The sequence below is a fragment of the Colwellia demingiae genome (assembly GCF_007954275.1).
Classification (GTDB): Bacteria; Pseudomonadota; Gammaproteobacteria; order Enterobacterales; family Alteromonadaceae; genus Colwellia; species Colwellia demingiae.
In genome coordinates, this window is sequence record NZ_VOLT01000001.1 from 63,476 (window position 1) to 81,774 (window position 18,299).

The following is an 18,299-nucleotide window of genomic DNA, read 5'->3' on the forward strand; positions in this document are numbered from 1 at the left end:
GATCAACTCTTTTTATCACTTGCAAAACAGGTCAAACCTCACTATCTTGTGTCTAGAATTATAAAAAACCCTAGATATTGTGCATTTGATGCTCAGTGGTTATTTTTAATACTACGTATTTTAGTTATTTATTTCTAATACGTATGTGGGATTTTTTATTAGGGACGTTTTAGATCCTTTTATTAGGAATAAGAAACAATAACAATAATCGCTTTGCAGGTATTTCATGAATAACAACCTTTCTGTAACTAAACGAAATGGTAAAAAAGAAACCATTGATTTAGAAAAAATTCACCGTGTAATTGCTTGGGCTGCTGAAGGCTTAGAACAAGTATCAGTGTCTCAAGTTGAATTAAAATCTCACATTCAGTTTTATGACGGTATCAAAACTGAAGATATTCATGAAACAATTATTAAGGCCGCTGCTGATTTGATATCTGAGGAAACTCCAGATTATCAATACCTAGCAGCCCGCTTAGCCGTATTTCATTTACGTAAAAAAGCCTATGGTCAATTTGAGCCACCAGCGCTTTATGATCATGTGGTAAAATTAGTTGAAGCAGGTAAATATGATCAACACCTGTTAGCAGATTATACTAAAGATGACTTCGAACACATGGCCAGTTTTATGGATCATAGCCGTGATCTAAACTTCAGTTATGCTGCTATGAAACAGCTTGAAGGCAAGTATTTAGTACAAAACCGCGTGACGGGTGAAATTTACGAAAGTGCTCAGTTTCTCTATATTTTAGTGGCGGCGTGTTTATTTGCTAAATACCCTGCCGATACTCGCTTAACTTATGTAGAAGATTTTTACCACGCTATTTCTCGTTTTAAAATATCGTTACCAACACCTATTATGGCTGGTGTTCGTACACCAACACGTCAATTTTCATCTTGTGTATTGATTGAGTGTGGCGATAGTTTAGATTCAATTAATGCTACTTCAAGCGCTATCGTAAAGTATGTATCTCAACGTGCTGGTATTGGTGTAAATGCAGGTCGTATTCGTGCCTTGGGTAGTACTATAAGAAATGGTGAAGCATTTCACACTGGATGTATTCCATTCTTCAAACATTTCCAAACCGCTGTAAAAAGTTGTTCACAAGGTGGCGTTCGTGGCGGTGCTGCTACATTATTTTATCCACTGTGGCATCTTGAAGTAGAAAGCTTACTGGTACTTAAAAATAACCGTGGTGTTGAAGAAAACCGTGTCCGTCATTTAGATTATGGCGTGCAATTTAATAAGCTGATGTACCAACGCTTAATTAAAGGCGGCTCTATTACTTTGTTTAGTCCTAGTGATGTTCCTGGATTATATGATGCTTTCTTTGAAGACCAAGAAAAATTTGAACGTTTGTATGAGCAGTATGAAAACGACGACTCTATTCGTAAAAAGCGTATAAAAGCCATTGAGTTATTTACCTTGTTTGCTCAAGAACGTGCAAGTACCGGTCGTATATATTTACAAAATGTTGACCACTGTAATACGCATAGTCCATTTGAACCGACTAAAGCTGCTATTCGTCAGAGTAACTTGTGTTTAGAAATAGCGTTACCGACTAAACCAATGAATGACATTAATGATGAAAACGGCGAAATTGCCCTTTGTACCTTATCTGCGTTTAACTTAGGTGCTATTGATTCTTTAGATGAAATAGAAGGACTAGCTGATTTAGCCGTTCGCGCTTTAGATTGCTTATTAGATTATCAAGATTACCCTATTGCGGCAGCACAAAGTGCAAGTATGGCGCGTAGAACTCTAGGTATTGGTGTTATTAACTATGCCTATTATCTTGCTAAAAATGGTCTTTACTACTCAAACGGTAGTGCAAATAACTTAACGCATCGTACCTTTGAAGCTATTCAATTTTACTTATTAAAAGCGACTAACCAATTAGCAAAAGAGCAAGGTGCCTGTCCTAAGTTTGATGAAACTCGCTTATCACAAGGGATTTTACCGATTGATACTTATAAAAAAGCTATCGATGATATCACTGGTGAGCCGCTTCACCTCGATTGGGAAAGCTTACGAGAAAGTATTAAAAAATACGGCGTAAGAAACTCGACAGTATCTGCTTTAATGCCATCAGAAACATCGTCACAAATATCTAACGCAACTAATGGTATTGAGCCACCTCGTGGTTTAATAAGCATTAAAGCCAGTAAAGATGGTGTTTTAAAGCAAGTTGTTCCTGAATATGAAAAGCTTAAAGGCAATTATGAGTTACTCTGGAATATTCCAGACAACCAAGGCTATTTAGAATTGGTTGGCATAATGCAAAAGTTTGTCGACCAAGCAATATCTGCAAATACTAATTATGACCCGAGTAAATTTGAAGGTGGTAAAGTACCCGTTAAACAAATCTTAAAAGATATACTAACGGCCTATAAACTAGGCGTTAAAACACTTTATTACCATAACACCCGTGATGGTGCGAGTGATGATATTGAAGTTGAAGACGATAGTTGTGCTGGCGGAGCTTGTAAAATATAGTTCCTGAGTTATCCATAATGTCTCATTTTTGTGGATAACTTAAAAAAGTTCATATATTTAAGTTAGTTAAAGTATGTGCTTGACACATCCTTTTTTTGTACTATCTTTAAGATATCTTCCTTGTGTTATTTTTGTTTCATTATGAGATATATTGTAAAGAGCATACCTCACCCCCAATATAATAATCAGCTAATACCAATATTAGTAGATAGTGAACAATTTGACTTACCTTTACCATCCGCTGCGTTGTGGGGTTGGCATCTATGGTTATCTTCAAAATACAATACTTGTAAAGCGCGCTTAGAAGACTTAAGTGTTTTCTATGAATACGTAGATAGGCATTATCCATTATTTCTTGATGATGCTGCACAACTTAAATTCTTGGGTCAAAGACAATTAACTGACCTTATATCTACTCTTTTATTAAACTTTAAATACGACTTTGAAGATGCTGTGAAAGTAAAACCCAGCACTTTTAATCGCCGAATAGATTCTATAACCTCCTTTTTACGCTTTAACTATACTCGCTACATAGAGCGATTAAATGACATTGATAAGATTAATGCTTACAACAAACAATTAGTAAGAGTTCTTAAACTAATAAAGAAAAAGAAATTCAGCAAGGCTGAAGTAGAAAATGCAACAAGATATACCCAGCCTATTGATGAGGATCAAATCAACCTTATTAAAGATATAATACGTCCATCTGATGAATCTATTGTTAATGAAATAAATCCGTTTCGACCAGGACTACAAGTCAGAAATGCTTGCATTATCCTGTTACTTTTTGAACTAGGTTGTAGAAAATCTGAGTTAGTATTAATTAGAAATATCGACAAACAATTAAAATTAACAACCAACGCCACCATTGTCATTGAACACAATGATGATGCCCCAAGTCGTAATCGAAAAGACGGCGCATCACATAAAACCCTGAACCGAGAGCTTCCCATCAGTGCAGGTTTAAAAGATCTATTAATTATTTACATTGAAGAATATCGCCCTACTCTGAAAAAGCCTCAAAGTTTTTTAGTTTCTGATTACTTATTTCTCAGTGAGAAGGATGGTGGTGCATTAACCACTTCTGGTGTGGACTATATTTTGGACTCCCTATATAAAAAAGTTCCTGAATTAAAGGATGCTATCGCCTCCCATCAATTAAGGGTTACTCGTGGGATCATCATAAGAGAAGCTGTAGATAGTGAATATGAGAATAGTAACTCCCCAATAATAAAGTCTGGTGATATGCAAGATACACTAACAACTTGGGGGGGGTGGTCTAGCACTAGTCCTATGCCAAAACGATACACTAATAGCCATATACAGAAGAAGATTCGTGATTATTTAGCAGGAAAGGAGAAGTAAAATGGCGCATGCTCATACAGTTTACCTACCTGAAGATAGAGTTGATTATTATCAATACATGTACGATGAGGTATTAAGGTTAAACGGCGACTATGAGAATATTCCTTATGCAATTGAAACATTTCATGGACAAAATATAACTATTAGACAAAGCAACGGTAAATTAATTAAATCTATTCGTATAGTTAATTTGGCAAAGGATATTGTTAGTTATCCTTTTAGCGATAACTATAGTGATTATCCATATCTCAATTTTTTAGCAATAATGTGCATTATCGACAAAGCTATTGAGCAAAGTCCAGCCAGTGTAAATCATTTAACCATTGGCCTGAAAGCCCTATCAGAAATATACCTAAGTAAAAAAGCTTTAGAAAATGAAGTTCTTTTTAAAACTGAGTTTAATAACCAGTTATCATCACTAGTTCTAAAGTATTCAGACACCCAAAGCATATATTTATCTTTGAGGATGTTAGCTAACTATCTGATTGAAAATTATTATTGGGGGTTCAACGAACAACTAATTTTTAAGTTAGATGAAATAAAAATCCCCGCTCTTGGTAATAAGGCTAATGTTTCATTACTTGATCATGAAAATGGCCCATTTACTCGTTCAGAAATTTCTGAAATATGTCATTTAATACAAAATAAAAACATTTCTATTTTTGAGCGTTGCTTAGTAAAACTTGCAAAACAATATGGATTACGCCCATTACAATTAGCTTTAATTAGAGAGTCAGATATATGGTTTGATACAAAAAAGCTAGCTTGGTACATAAATATAGCGAGGGTAAAAGGAAGGGTTTCTCAATTAAGACGTAATGAAAATAACTTTGTACTTCGAGAGCTACCACTTGAAATAGCGCAAGATTTAAATGTTTTAATCGAATCAGACAAATCAAAATACTTTTATCGAAACGATGGAGAAGAACTTCCAAGACCTTTATTTAAAAGTAAAACAATTAATGACGAGCTATTAAAACATAAAAAACTAGCTGATTATGCTTGGCACATTGATTCATCTAGGGTTTATCAATCCTTTAGAAGTTTGGGGATCAAACTAAGAATAAAATCAAAACATATAAATAACGATGATGGTAGTCCTGCTATCCTAAAAATGAATTGTTATCGGTTCAGGTATACTCTTGGTACTAGAATGGTCATGGACGGCAAGACACTTGAAGAAGTTGCCATTGCCCTTGATCACAGTACAACAGCTTCTGTGAAGCATTACTTTAAATACAATCGTGACGTTATAGACTTTATAGATGACACCTTTGACTCTTCTATAACATTGAAAAATTCTGTTCAACGTTGGCAAGGTTTTTTGATTGACGAAGCCGATGATTCGATTGACGGTTCAGTGATAAAACTTACAGATATCATATCACTTGGAAAGTGTCTTAAAAAATCTCTTTGTGATATGCACCCCACTGTTAGTTGTTACGGTTGTTCTAGGTTTCGACCTTATAAAAAAGCAAACCATAAAGGCCAACTTATTTTTATAACTGAGCAAAGAGAGTTTTTAAAAAATAATTCTACAGGCCCTGTAAAGCACCAATTGGATGAAGCATATCAAGGTGCGTTAGAAATAGTCGAAGCTCAACGAATTATCGAGGCTTCAAACAATGACTAAAATAATTGATATTTCAGAAACTAAGACATCTCTAAAACTAATACAGCTTAGCAAACGCATAAAAAGCATCACTGATGATGAAAAAAATTCGTTCAACTCATTAAAAATCAAAGGGGATATTTTGGGTGATTGGAGTCACTACTATTGGGAGTGTAATGGTAGGCGAATATATTTTACTAAACCTTTCGATGTAGATGAAAATGTAGTGACAAGTAAAACACATGAGAATAAAAGAGTTATCATCCCAGATCTATTTTCTGATTTATTAAAAGTATATTGTATTCGTTCATTGAAAAAGGGAACATCTGCTAAAGCAACATCAACAAAAGTAGGAGCAATAGCCTGGTTTTTCCACCATCTAAATTTTAAATTAGAAAATATCCCTAAAGCAAATCAAGATAAACTTGATTCATTTATACCACTGATGCAAGAGTTTTTTGTTAAGCGTGGCCCATATGAACGAGTAAGAATTACCCGTTCATTTATAAAGAAGTTATTAATACCAACCAAACTCGTAAGCTCATTTGATCCTAAAATTAATATGGTAAACCCTGCTGTTTCGCAAACTGATGTCACAACTGATGAATACAAGGACAGAAGTGATAGCAAGTATTTAGAAGATATTGATAAGTATGTTGGGATTGTCAAACGTAAGTTTAACAAAGATATTGAGTTAATTAAGGCTAATAAAAATCCAATATATGGAGAACCAAAACCAGGTTACGACGAGTTGCGATTATTAGCGACTCCTTTCTTTCTCGCGTTTGGGCTAAGAGTTGGGGAATTGTGCCGTTTACCTGAAAATGCCTTAGGGTATGATGAAGTAAATGAAAAATATTTTTTACGGGTATTAACAGAAAAAGGTGAACTAGCTGCTGCTCGTCCATGCCCTAGAATTTGGCAAGACGTCATAAAAGCATCTTTTGAACGAATTTTAGAGTTAACAAAACCGTCAAGAGCAAGATCTGTTGAAATAGAGAAAAATTCAGAATTAGCTCTAGCTAAACTTTTAAGTTTTAATGAACGCTCTCAGGAAATAGCTAAAGCAATTACTTCAGCAGGTTTTTCTCCAAACGATTATTTTCTTAGAAGTGAGATAAATCAAAAGCCCGCACCATCAGATACCACATTACCTTGGTCTACTTTACGCCATAAAGACTTCGATTATGCCGCTAAAGGCAAAATTTCAGTAAAAAATACAAAAGATAGAGCAAAAATATATACCGTAATTTATTCAAAGAAAATGGTAATTCAAGCATTAATTAGTCGATGGAATAAGTCTCATAGCATCGTATTTAAAGAAAACATTACTGAAAACGGCGTATTAAAGACGAAGGTAAAATCCAAAAGCTATCAATATAATTTACCTTTTAGTAAACACCTATTTTGTGCATTTGAAGCTACATTTAGCGGTCAATATGTTGGGCAAGGTCTACTCCCTAGACCTATGACTCCTAGAAACATTTCACGTTGGTTTTGTAGCGACAGTTCAAGAAGTAAAACCGTTTTTGAACGTTACGATGTAAAAGATGAAGATGGTAAGTTTATTTCCATTGCTTCGCATCAATTTAGGCATTGGCTCACAACCGCTTTAAAAAGATCAGGTAAAAATGAAATGATGATCGATCAGTTCATGGCACGACAGCCAGGGCAATCAAGACAATACGATCATAGGACAGCTAAAGAACGGGCTGAAGTATTAAGAAGAAAATATTTAAGTGATCCTCCCCCTGATGATGCATTAGGGGCCAGAATAAAAAGAATGAGAGATAACAACGTTTCACTCGATGAAATTGAAAGTGCAGTGATTCATAGCCTATCAGTATTACATTTCACACCTTGGGGAACATGCAAACGCGATTTGGACATTAATCCTTGTGAGAAAGGTATGATGTGTTTAAGAGGTGAAAATGGTGAAGGATGCCAACATTTCGGTATTGATACTGATGATCACGAAGCTTTGATTAACATACAAAACACAAAAATATTATACGAAAACCAACTGAGTGCTCTTTTACCAAATTATAAAGAGTTAATGAGTACGCTAAATAGACAAGAGCCTTTAGATCAACATATTCAATATTGTATTGATACTATTAATGGTTGTGAAAAAGCCATTTCATCATATAACAAAGCTAAAAAGAACCAGAAAGGTCAAATAGACATAGTTCAAGTATTTGTACCGGAGAAAGATTAAATGGCTAAAGATGATTGGACGAATAAGGCTCTTTTATCCTTACAGTTTTTTAGAGATAATCCCGAATATAAATCTGAATTTGGGCATAAATACTTCATGGATAATCTAGATTTGGGTAGAGCAACATTAAATCGAAATAAAACATATTTAAAAGAGTTCCAAGAAGTTAAGAAATTCTTAAAAAACTACAAATCCACCAACCCAATATATGGCCCAGCGAAGACAACAGGCGAAAAGACTCAATTAGAAACACAAGCTGAAAAAATAAAACGGTTAGAGCTAGAAAAATCTGAACTTCAGTTACGTCTTAATGATTGCTACCAAATGTTAGAAGATCATGGCATTGACCCCCAATTTATATACCCTAACAAATTAATGAAGCATAGACAGGCTTAGTCATGAGTAATCCTCAATCAATAATAAACTTTAACAAGTTCATTGAATGGAAGCAGCAACGGGATGAGCTGTGTGACTGGGAAGACTATGTATTATCAAATAGATTAGGTTTAAATAAGAAAATGGTTGCCAGAGAATGTGAATTTGATCGAAAGAGAATTACCGGAAATGGAAAGATATATGAAGTTTGGAAACAAATCGAAGAAGAACTTCTCCAAAAAGGAATATTAGAAGAAGATAATAAAACCCCATCTCAAAAACTTAATAATGCCAATACTATAACTAAACAAGCTATTGAGAATCGCCGTTCTAAAGCTCAGCAAGAAAAAAACGCAACCCTTGAACAAGAGCTTTATGACATAAAATCAGAGCTAATAGATGCTAATAAAAAGCTTGAAAAGCTGAAGATGTTAGAAGAATATATGATGAGAACAGGTAAGCTATAATGCCAATATTCGAAGGTGAAATACAGGTCAGAAAAATAAGAAAACGGGGGGGGGCAGGAGGAATTATTTTTTCGTCGATTACTCTGGAGCCTACACCTAGACGATTTGTTATAAAGGCGAGTTATAAAGTCACTCGCTCACCAAAGCTTTTCAAAGAATTTCATATTTGGAAAGTGAAAGGAGAAATTTCACAACAAGTCATAGAATGGAAAGATGGCACAAAGCATACTGAGCAAGTGATCATTCCAGAGACGCTTGATTTCGTTAAAGCAGCACACGAAAACCTTAAGAAACTGTTATCAGAGTCCCCGTCATTTAAAGGCATAAGTGAAATTAAGGCAGAAAAGTTAATCTCATTTTTTGGTGATGAACTGATCAGCATAGCTTTGAACGGTAACATTGAACGATTATTACCTATCGTAGGTGAAAATGTTGCAAAACGATTAATCATCGGCCTTCAAGAATATGAAGAATTAGCAACTCTTCAACTACTAGATAAACTCGGTGTACCTCCAAGAATTGGTGATTCCATTCTAAAAATATGGGGAATTGATGCATACCAACAAATTACTAAAAATCCTTATTTTCTAACAGCATTTGAAGCAGACTTAAATCTTATTGATGCTTTTGCTTTGGATCGTCTTAAAAGAAAACCGACAGATCCTGATAGGTTAGCAGCATATGCAAAGTCTATATTATTTAATGCATTCAAAGGCGGAAATACTTGTATTAACACTTCAAAATGGCGATACCAATTAAAGAGGCTTTTAGGTAACGCTGAACAAACAGAAAAAGCAATACAGCACTCAATTGCACAAGGCGAAGTCGTTATATTAAATGATATGGTTCAAGTAAAAAGTATGAATATCATTGAATCCGGTATAGTTGATTTTACAAACCAACTAATAAATCGTACCTACCCGAAACCAACGCAACAAAAATCACAATATTATATTAAAAAATATGAATCGATTGCTGGTTTTCCTCTTACATATGAACAGAAGAATGCAGTAAAACTTTGCCTTGCGCATGGATTAACAATATTAACAGGAGGAGCTGGCTGTGGAAAAACAACAGTATTAGAAGCTATTTGTTTTACACTTGAAAACCTAAAACTAACATCTCAAATTATATTGATGGCCTTAGCAGGAAAAGCAGCTCAGCGCATAACCGAAACTACGGGCAGAGATGCGATGACAATCGCTGGGTTCTTGCATAATGTAAACGTTGATAACTTACCTGATGATGTTGTAATTATTATAGATGAAGCATCTATGGTTGATGTTCTTTCTCTTTATCAAGTTCTAAGAAAGCTCCCTAAGAAAGGACGCTTGATATTAACAGGTGATCAAGAACAACTTCCGCCAGTTGGCATAGGTTTGACCTTACACACACTAGTTAACCTAAGTATTCCACATTCGCATCTAAGTGAAAATAAACGCCAGTCAGAAAGCTCAGGAATTCCCTTAATTTCCACAGAAATGCGACTATGGAGCGAACAATCAAGCTCAATTGCCTTTTCAAATTATAAAGACAAAGGTATTGGTGTAAGCTTTATAGATTCAAACAAAACCGATTTACAAACAAATGTTCTCAAAACTTACCAAGAATTAGGCGGCGACGGCAGCGATAATGAAGTTTTAATCCTATCCCCTGTTCGACATGCTAATGGTGGGACACAAAATTTAAATGCTTTAATTCACGACAACTTTATAAGGGGTAAGAGGTTAACCTTTGAGCATGAAGAATTTGGGTGGGTAAACCACAGTCTATTAGGAAGAGCAGTTCGCACTGGCGAATTAGTTTTGTATAAGCGAAATGATTACCAAAGAGATCTTAGAAATGGCTCCATTGGTAAAGTAATTGATAAGGATGAATTTAGTGACGGAATTATTGTTAATTTTTCTGGCAATATCGTTACTCTTACTTCTTCTGACTTAAATGACCTTGAACATGCTTATGCAATGACAGTCCACAAAGCCCAAGGAAGTCAATTTACAAGGGTCATTGTGGTGGTGAGAGAAGGCCGAAACCTAGACCGACACCTTCTCTATACGGCAGTAACCAGAGCCATAGAACAAGTCGTATTTATAGGCGATAAAGCAGATTTTTATAACGCTCTTTCACGATCTAATTCTTTAAAGCGCTTAACATTATTAAAATATTTATTTAAATCCAAAACTGATTAATTTATTAGTAATTACCTAATCAACACGTTATGTCATGTCTTAACTAAAAAGGCGGCCTTTAGAGCTGCTAATGCGGTAAATATCAATGTAAGAAAAGAAAGCATTGGTATATTAGTATTAATAAAATTATTTACAATGTTGGTAAATGAACCTCGCTGCTCCACATTAATCAATTTATTCAAGTTGAGTTTAACGTCAGGAATTTCTTTACCAGCTTCATCGATATAGTAGCTAGTAAAAATAACATTTATGTTCAGCATTCCTATTCTTTCTGGCCGTATTGTCCAAGTCCAATAGTTTATTGTTTTGTCTTTTAAAAGTTGAGTTTCTTCTTGTTTAGAGATTTTAAAATCTATTCCGTTTAACGTTGCTTTTACTTTTCGAGATAAATTTTTAACCTTTTTGCCTTCTTGACTTGAATTAATAGCTGCTTTTTCAAAAGCGTTAAACTCACTATCACTTAATACGAAATTTACTATCTGCGTCTCGTCAATAAACATACTTTTCTGAAAACCTAAATAAGTCCACTTTTCAGACCATATTAAAGAAATATCAGAATTTGAACTGGCATTAAGTTCTTCCGCTACAATCGGAAAAATTGCGTACTTATATACATTAGTAATAGGCTTAAAAATACTTGAACTGATCTGCCGCATAACTTGTACATTATCGTTCTGTAAATATACTTTTTCTGCATAGTCTTCAAAAGACAACTTATTACTGACAGGATATATAAGGAACACTACCGTTAGCACATGTAAACCTAAGAAAATATATAAAAATTTAAACCTTGCCATTGATGCGACTTTTAGCATTAGATACCTTATTATATTATTTGTTTTTATCAATAGATAAAAATCTATTGCATATGAGTTAAGCAATTATTTAACACTAACTCTTCCCGCATAGTGCTCGATATACTTTTCAAACAATTGTAGATTAACGTCACACCTATCTAGAGTATAAAAGAACTCAAAAATGACTGTGCATATTCATGCATCCCATAAATTTTACTGATAATACCTAAATATTCATAATAAAAATGATGGCTTAAATAACTAGAAATATAAGGTGAAATACCTTCTACTCTAATGACTCCATTATAAACAGGAGCTAATTGTCAAAATTTTGTGCTACCTTGTTCAAAATATATTAGTAAAGTATCATCCGATTACTTGAATATTAAGATGAATGTCAAACTGCCTACTACTTTGTTCTTTTTTTATCCATTCCTGAATCTTGCATCAAAATTGGACTAAGGTACTTATTCAAAATTTTATCTTTATCTTCAGTATGTTGTTTCTCAAAATAATGATTAAATTGTCCGTCTTGTGCTGCCCAACTTAATGCAGAGTCCGTGACATAAGAAACCATTTTTGGATCAAAACTAATATAACCAACAGGTAAAGAAAGGTTTCGGCTATCAGTTAGTTTATCATGATAAAGACAAGCAACCATGACATTGGGAATAAGTAACATCTCTGTGTTGTCACCGCCAAAACTTGCTTTACAATCCACAATTCCAGCATTTACTTGTCCGTAAACTTTATCTAATTAAAATGCTTCCGGCCTACTTTGGCAATTCATAACTAGAACAGTTTTAGAGGTGGATTTACGCTTATCAAATAGGCTTGTAATACTATCAATTAAATTTTCAAAGTTTGAAGTTCTTGCCCATGATTTTGAATTAGAGTTAGTAAACCAAATGAGTCCTGAGCTTGAAGGTTTACTTTCATATGCTTCTTTAAGCCTTTCCATGATGGCATCAGAGTTGAATTTAGTATAGAAATTACCTACTAATACTTGTGTTTCTGGACTTTGATGAATTGAGCTTGTTGCAAAGTGACTAATAAAAGCATTAACACCTAGTTGCTCATCTTGATCATTCCAATATTTCTGCAAAAAAGGATCTTTGGTAATATCTAAATATTCACAAAAGGATTTGGAATTATTGAGAGCTTGAGTATTCTGCTCTATAGAGTTATCCATTGTTGTAAACAGTTTTTTTTCTTCATCCCAGTCATCAATATCTGATGACTCATAACGCATCTTAATTTCTGTAGGCGAGCTTGAATCAATGTAATAGCTTACTTCTATTGGAATTAAACTATCATACTTACTAGAAACGTGATTTATTTTATAAAGTTCTTGCCGCTCAGAGTATATATCTTCGCCCTTAACCACTTCCCTGTAATGTTGAAAATCACTATCAAAGGCACCTTGAGCTTTTTCATTCAATAGTTTATAACTATCATCTGGTAAAGCCATGCTAACACCAAGAACATTTTGCCCTGTTCTTTTTAATGTATTAGGTAACACCTTGAATTCCTGAAGGTCAAAATTTACAGTTTCAGCTTTATCTACTACTTCAAAAAAACGAGGCAACATTCGTCCCTCAACAGCAACAAATTTTTCAGATGCATAATGAGTTAAAGATATATTTTCTTCGTCCCATTCAATAAGGCGTTCTTCTAACAAGTCATCAATCACTGCGCTAATTTCAGCATTACTAAAACCAAAATAATTCTGGATAGTTTCAACTGAACATCCCCCTAAGGAATATACTAGCCTTACAATAAATTCTTTTACCACCGGAAGCTGACGCTTTTGACTGACAGCATAATCTATAAGAAAAGCCCTTGTTGGCAAACTGAAACAAATTTTGTTTATTTGTATTTCCATTACAACTTCTCCACGCTAACAGCATCAATTACACAACAATCATCATTATCTTCCGATGTTATATAACTATATACTCGACCAAAAGCAGACTCTTGATTTTGTCTACTCCACATTCTGTTGTCACCAACAACATATAGTCTTTCTTTCGCTCTGGATAAAGCAACATTAGCCCTATTTTCTGAAGATACATGCCCTTGTGAGAAATGCTTATTACTTCTGACCAACGAAACAATCACGATTGAGTTTTCTTTACCTTGATAACTATCAACTGTATCAACTTTTATAATTCTTTTTTCAAGTAAAGTTCTAGCCCAGGCTAAAGTATTTATTTTCTTAATCAGGAGCCGACTCTGCTCACCATACATACATATAATTCCTATGGTTGGTTCTTCAGACTCCTTAAAGATTTGAGAGTTATTATCTGCTTTCATCAATTGCGACAATAAAGAAATTACTACATCCGCCTCACCCGAATTTATAGCGCTATGTGTGTTTGCCCCCTTCCAATTAGGCCTTGACTCTTCCGCATTTTTTCCCTTACTGCTAGTATCTAACCAGGTTACAGTTTTACCTAATGATGCAGGAAGATCAGCATACTCAGGTTCTGGCTCACCTCTGCCTGTTTCTAACGCGTTATCATAAAAACAGTGAGATACTAAGTCACCAATAGTTGGTGCCATTCGATATTGCATCATCAGGGACTGTCCGACTACTTGACCATAATCAGACAGAAAAGCACGCTCAAAATCACTTCGCTTAAACTCATCACTAGAAATAGAAGGTAAAATCCTCTTAGCAGCTTTAATATGCTCATCATCAAATAACGGTGGTAACTGTTTATGGTCACCTACGAGTAATATTTTTCTGCCAACTTGCATTGCAATAGCTAATTCACTAGCTGGAGATCTGGCTGCTTCATCGATAACAACTAAATCATAAATGTTTTCCTGAATGCCGTATTGATACCTTCCGATTCCAACACATGTACCACAAACTAGCGTTCTAGTTTTAGCTAAAAAGTTCTGAAATTGGGCTTTGCTAGATGCCATAACACTTAGCCATTCATTTGATATGAATATAATATTTTTGAGCTTATCAATAAGTTCGGGGGAGTAAACTTCAAAATTCAGAGAAAGCTTCCCATACAATTTGTCCCTAATATCGCATAAAGCAACACCTTCGAAATCCATTTGGATATCAATAGTTCTATTGATAAAAGAACTTAGTTGATCTTTTATCTTATTTACCCTTTGATTAAACTCCATATTTTCTAATAATTCAGAGTCTTTCGATTGAGAGATAAGACGATCAATTTTCTGTCCAAAAGACAGCTCATAATCAGTCACAATTTCAACAAACTCATGTTCTAAGCCAAGGTTATCAACTAAAGCACAAATTCGTTCTTTATATTCAGCTCTAAATTTATCCCTATAATGCTCTTGTAAAGATTTTTCACCAACATCATCCAAATTCATAGATAAGTTTCTTTGATCACCAAGTCTGACAATATCGATTGATTTATCAACTTTACCAAATAAACTGCGAACTTTTTCGGCAGCATTATTAACAGCCTCATGTGATTGGCTAACTAATAAAACCCTTTTAGCACCTTTTGATATGGTGTAATGGATAAATGAACCTATAAATGCAGTTTTTCCTGTACCTGGTGGGCCTTGTAATAAGGTAACAGGGCCATAGCGATATATATCTTTAAACGCCTTTCTTTGAAGTTCATTTAACTCAAATAAAATTTCCTTGTCTGCACCATATTCCGTGTATTCTTCCAACTCTTCATCTGAAGGTTCCATTTTTGAAACTGTTGGCTCAATAGATAATCCTGGTGAAAAATAATCGGTAATATTCGAAATTACGCCCCTGCCCATGACAAGGTTTGATACAGCCTTTTCCCGCTTAGCTAAAGAAGCAGCTGATAAACTTCCTTCCAAAACAATACTATCGCCAACACGCGGGGTGTTTCTCCCTTTAGGTCTATATAAGATGGTATCAGAGCCAAAATCCTCAATCCTACCAATCTCTCTTAACTCTCCTCTTAACTCAGTTTTCAGAGCAACATTTTCTTTGCTTAGATCAAAATCAAGTTTATTATTTTCACTTGTGTAGTTGAAAGTAAATCGACCTGTTTCAGTTCTTTTAGGCTCAGTTGTTACTTGAATTTTAGGGTTACTTTCATGCTCAGTTTCAACTAGCACTTTCCAAATTTCGCTAGCGGAACCTATCTTAGGTTTATCTGGTTTAGCTAGAGTTAGAATACTACGGGATGTTTCATTTTTAATTAATGGTACATTTTCTGATCTCTTGGTTAACTCATGAAAAACTGGGCTTTCTAGAACTGCATTTAGTAGCTTTATATTATTATCGTATGAAGAGTTAGCTAGCGATATATCCCCTTTAATTTCAATATCAGAATCCCTTTTATTCCACATAAATTGATCATGTCTAATTTCCTTTATATACGCAGTTACAACAAATTTATTTTCTGGATTGACCAACAAATCTACTTGATTTTTAGTTCCTGATAAAATTATTCTTACTAAATCTTTATTCTTCCCTGCATTAAGTTTAATTAGCACATAAAACACACCATCATCAGATACAAAATTTGAGGTAATTGAAGAGAAGTTCTTATGGTTTATTTCAAATTTTTCAATTTCTTTAGGAGGAGGAGGATTCAGGATAGCATCATATTCATCATGAAGTTTCTCAACATCTGCTACTGATATTTCAGGTTGTTCCATTAATAATTTAGTGTGGTTAATAAGGTGAATCAGACCAAATTTATTCGCCAGTTCATTAACAAGTTTAATGGTTGCAAACCTATCAATTGCATTTATAGAGATGTTTTCAAAATTATCCGGAACATATGATGGTGTGTATCTTGACTCGGATGTATGATTATATTCAACAATGTCAATAAAAGTAACTTCTGAATCATTAATGATAATGTTGCCTGGCTGTATATCACCATGAAATAAATGAGCACTGTGAAGCTTTAATAACGACTTTAAAAGGCTTTTACCTATTATTGTACCCATCCCTTTTTCGGCATCAGTTAAAAATGTATCCCACGTTATTCCATTAGCCCACTCGAAGACAAAGTACACATTTTGCATCTGTGCATTAAAGCCAAATTCTGATATTTCTTGAATACAGCTTAAGTTCGCAGTTGAAATAATTTGTACACGATGTAAAAATGCTAATAGTTGATGGTTAATACCACCGCCCTTATTTGTATCCGATACACCGAACCATGCCTTCACTCCCAGCTTTTCGTCTGGCGTTTTTAACAAATGACAAGTTCCATTAACTTGTTCAGGAATAGCACCAAAATCAGCATATATATTTTTCGTTGACAAGAATGGTGAGATACTTTCTAAAGCACCGTTATTTGAAGGCTTGTCACCTTTTAAAAGACGATTAAACTCTGTTAAAGACTCTCTAAGGTCTTGAAATCTCTGACCTGATTCTAACTCTAACCCTTTATCAAACCATGTCTGAAGTAATTCACTTAACTTATTATTTTTAATAGGCGACCAAGAATATATTCCATCCTGTTTATTGGGCCAACAGCCAAATGCAATATAGTGACTCGCAGCCGTTGCAAGATATACATCCCTCGTAAAAGCTGTGCCGTCACTGTCATCAAATAAATCTTCAGGTGTAACAACTCGACCATGTTGCAAAATTGAACGAACATTAGAAACAGTCTTATTCTGAGGATCAGGGTAAGAAGCAGTTAAGAAGTTTGACAAGACGACTTTACTTGGCAAAGACAACCAGATGCTGTGCGAGCCAATATCTCTATGTGCGACATCTATATCATGTAGTCTTGCAAGTTGGCTGATTAATGCCTGAATTAAATCAAGTCTACTGTCATCTGATAACTTGGATTTGTTTTTTCTTATGAATTGTTCAAGCCTTTCTTTTCTACTAGGCCATTCATATAGCTCAACAAAATCTGAACTCAAATCCGTTGGAAGGTGTAAGAGAGATAAATGTAAATCCTTCAAATCGTCTTCTTGCGTATCAATATATCCCAGAACACTAGATTCACGATGCGCTATTAGTGCTCTTTGTTCCGGTGTTCTAGCACTTTCAACAATGCATGGGGCTGTAAAATCCCAACGTCTCATTAAGGCTTTGTAATTATGATTATTAGCTCTTTCACTTTGAAACTCAGCATAAAGATGATCTTTATGCTGAAATAAGGCCGTACTTTTCTGAATATAGTTATTTACTGAGAATGTTTTCGCTTTAAAATCTGCACTATTATTGGAAAAAATTCTATCCCAAATCGTTATATTCTTATTTGGAAAGTCTTCTTTTCGTTTAAATGATTTTTTCTTGCCAAAACATTTAACATAATGATTTACATCACCAATTTTTTTAAACTCATCAAGAGTAAAGACATACTCCCTTTCATCTGAAGGTAAGTTTGAATTGTCGGCACTGCCGCATAAAACAACACAAAAATCGACCCAAGGTCTAAATTTTCCTTTGAGTTTTTGATCTAATTTGCTGGAAAGTATCTGAGCTGCTCTTCTAGCTTGCTTTACACCATCTCTTCTAGTTTCTTGATGTCCATCACTGTACTCCTGAACCCAACCACGATTATCAGAATAAAGTTTACCTGTATAATTCTTTAACTCGACTACGATAATTCTGTCATCTGTAATTAGAATTATGTCAGCTTCAAATTCATTGCTCTGACGTCCAATCATCTCTAAGGAGGAGTAACCTTTCCAATTGTTTGGCAGGTGTTCTTCTAAGACATCATTTGCTTTTCTTTCATATCCATTGATACCCAACGGGTCTAGGCAAACTATTTGCATTCCATTACTCCGAAATTTTTAAAATATTTAACTTACTCTTTGTA

General features: G+C 34.5%; 11 protein-coding genes. 7 read left to right on the forward strand and 4 right to left on the reverse strand.

Annotated features, from left to right (window positions below):
* Window positions 1–226: 226 nt before the first annotated feature.
* From nrdA to ESZ36_RS00335, 7 genes are all read left to right on the forward strand, one after another.
* Entirely contained in the window at window positions 227–2,497 is a 2,271-nt protein-coding gene (gene nrdA, locus ESZ36_RS00305) for a class 1a ribonucleoside-diphosphate reductase subunit alpha (protein ID WP_146781937.1), read from the forward strand.
* 141 nt (window positions 2,498–2,638) lie between these two features.
* The gene (locus tag ESZ36_RS00310; protein WP_146781939.1) at window positions 2,639–3,862 is read left to right on the forward strand and encodes a site-specific integrase; all 1,224 of its coding nucleotides are present in this window, start codon (window positions 2,639–2,641) and stop codon (window positions 3,860–3,862) included.
* Window position 3,863: 1 nt separating this feature from the next.
* Window positions 3,864–5,495, forward strand: coding sequence for a tyrosine-type recombinase/integrase (locus ESZ36_RS00315; RefSeq protein WP_146781942.1), 1,632 nt, complete (start codon window positions 3,864–3,866; stop codon window positions 5,493–5,495).
* Window positions 5,488–7,692: a hypothetical protein gene (locus tag ESZ36_RS00320; RefSeq protein ID WP_146781945.1), complete on the forward strand. Its 2,205-nt coding sequence runs from the start codon at window positions 5,488–5,490 to the stop codon at window positions 7,690–7,692. Before ESZ36_RS00315 ends, ESZ36_RS00320 begins: the two co-directional genes overlap by 8 nt.
* Complete coding sequence (locus tag ESZ36_RS00325; protein ID WP_101343888.1) at window positions 7,693–8,088, forward strand: hypothetical protein; 396 nt, start codon at window positions 7,693–7,695, stop codon at window positions 8,086–8,088. It abuts the gene before it with no gap.
* Window positions 8,089–8,090: 2 nt separating this feature from the next.
* Entirely contained in the window at window positions 8,091–8,534 is a 444-nt protein-coding gene (locus ESZ36_RS00330; protein WP_146781948.1) for a hypothetical protein, read from the forward strand.
* Window positions 8,534–10,723 (forward strand): AAA family ATPase, encoded by a 2,190-nt coding sequence (locus ESZ36_RS00335; protein ID WP_146781950.1) that lies wholly within the window; start codon window positions 8,534–8,536, stop codon window positions 10,721–10,723. Before ESZ36_RS00330 ends, ESZ36_RS00335 begins: the two co-directional genes overlap by 1 nt.
* Before the next feature lie 32 nt (window positions 10,724–10,755).
* Here ESZ36_RS00335 and ESZ36_RS00340 read toward each other — a convergent pair whose 3' ends face one another.
* From ESZ36_RS00340 to ESZ36_RS00355, 4 genes are all read right to left on the reverse strand, one after another.
* Complete coding sequence (locus ESZ36_RS00340; RefSeq protein WP_146781953.1) at window positions 10,756–11,538, reverse strand: hypothetical protein; 783 nt, start codon at window positions 11,536–11,538, stop codon at window positions 10,756–10,758.
* Between the two features lie 391 nt (window positions 11,539–11,929).
* On the reverse strand, window positions 11,930–12,241 hold the full coding sequence (locus ESZ36_RS00345; protein ID WP_146781956.1) for a hypothetical protein: 312 nt from the start codon (window positions 12,239–12,241) through the stop codon (window positions 11,930–11,932).
* A 36-nt stretch (window positions 12,242–12,277) separates the two neighbouring features.
* Window positions 12,278–13,405 carry a hypothetical protein gene (locus ESZ36_RS00350; protein ID WP_146781959.1) on the reverse strand — a complete coding sequence of 376 codons (1,128 nt, stop codon included), beginning with the start codon at window positions 13,403–13,405 and terminating at the stop codon, window positions 12,278–12,280.
* Window positions 13,405–18,255 (reverse strand): AAA domain-containing protein, encoded by a 4,851-nt coding sequence (locus tag ESZ36_RS00355; protein ID WP_146781962.1) that lies wholly within the window; start codon window positions 18,253–18,255, stop codon window positions 13,405–13,407. Before ESZ36_RS00355 ends, ESZ36_RS00350 begins: the two co-directional genes overlap by 1 nt.
* Window positions 18,256–18,299: the final 44 nt, after the last annotated feature.

Coding starts and splice junctions, on each gene's coding strand:
- ESZ36_RS00330 (WP_146781948.1), top strand. CDS start 8,091: ATGAGTAATCCTCAATCAATAATAAACTTTAACAAGTTCATTGAATGG.
- ESZ36_RS00310 (WP_146781939.1), top strand. CDS start 2,639: ATGAGATATATTGTAAAGAGCATACCTCACCCCCAATATAATAATCAG.
- ESZ36_RS00350 (WP_146781959.1), bottom strand. CDS start 13,405: ATGGAAATACAAATAAACAAAATTTGTTTCAGTTTGCCAACAAGGGCT.
- nrdA (WP_146781937.1), top strand. CDS start 227: ATGAATAACAACCTTTCTGTAACTAAACGAAATGGTAAAAAAGAAACC.
- ESZ36_RS00315 (WP_146781942.1), top strand. CDS start 3,864: ATGGCGCATGCTCATACAGTTTACCTACCTGAAGATAGAGTTGATTAT.
- ESZ36_RS00355 (WP_146781962.1), bottom strand. CDS start 18,255: ATGCAAATAGTTTGCCTAGACCCGTTGGGTATCAATGGATATGAAAGA.
- ESZ36_RS00335 (WP_146781950.1), top strand. CDS start 8,534: ATGCCAATATTCGAAGGTGAAATACAGGTCAGAAAAATAAGAAAACGG.
- ESZ36_RS00340 (WP_146781953.1), bottom strand. CDS start 11,538: ATGCTAAAAGTCGCATCAATGGCAAGGTTTAAATTTTTATATATTTTC.
- ESZ36_RS00325 (WP_101343888.1), top strand. CDS start 7,693: ATGGCTAAAGATGATTGGACGAATAAGGCTCTTTTATCCTTACAGTTT.
- ESZ36_RS00320 (WP_146781945.1), top strand. CDS start 5,488: ATGACTAAAATAATTGATATTTCAGAAACTAAGACATCTCTAAAACTA.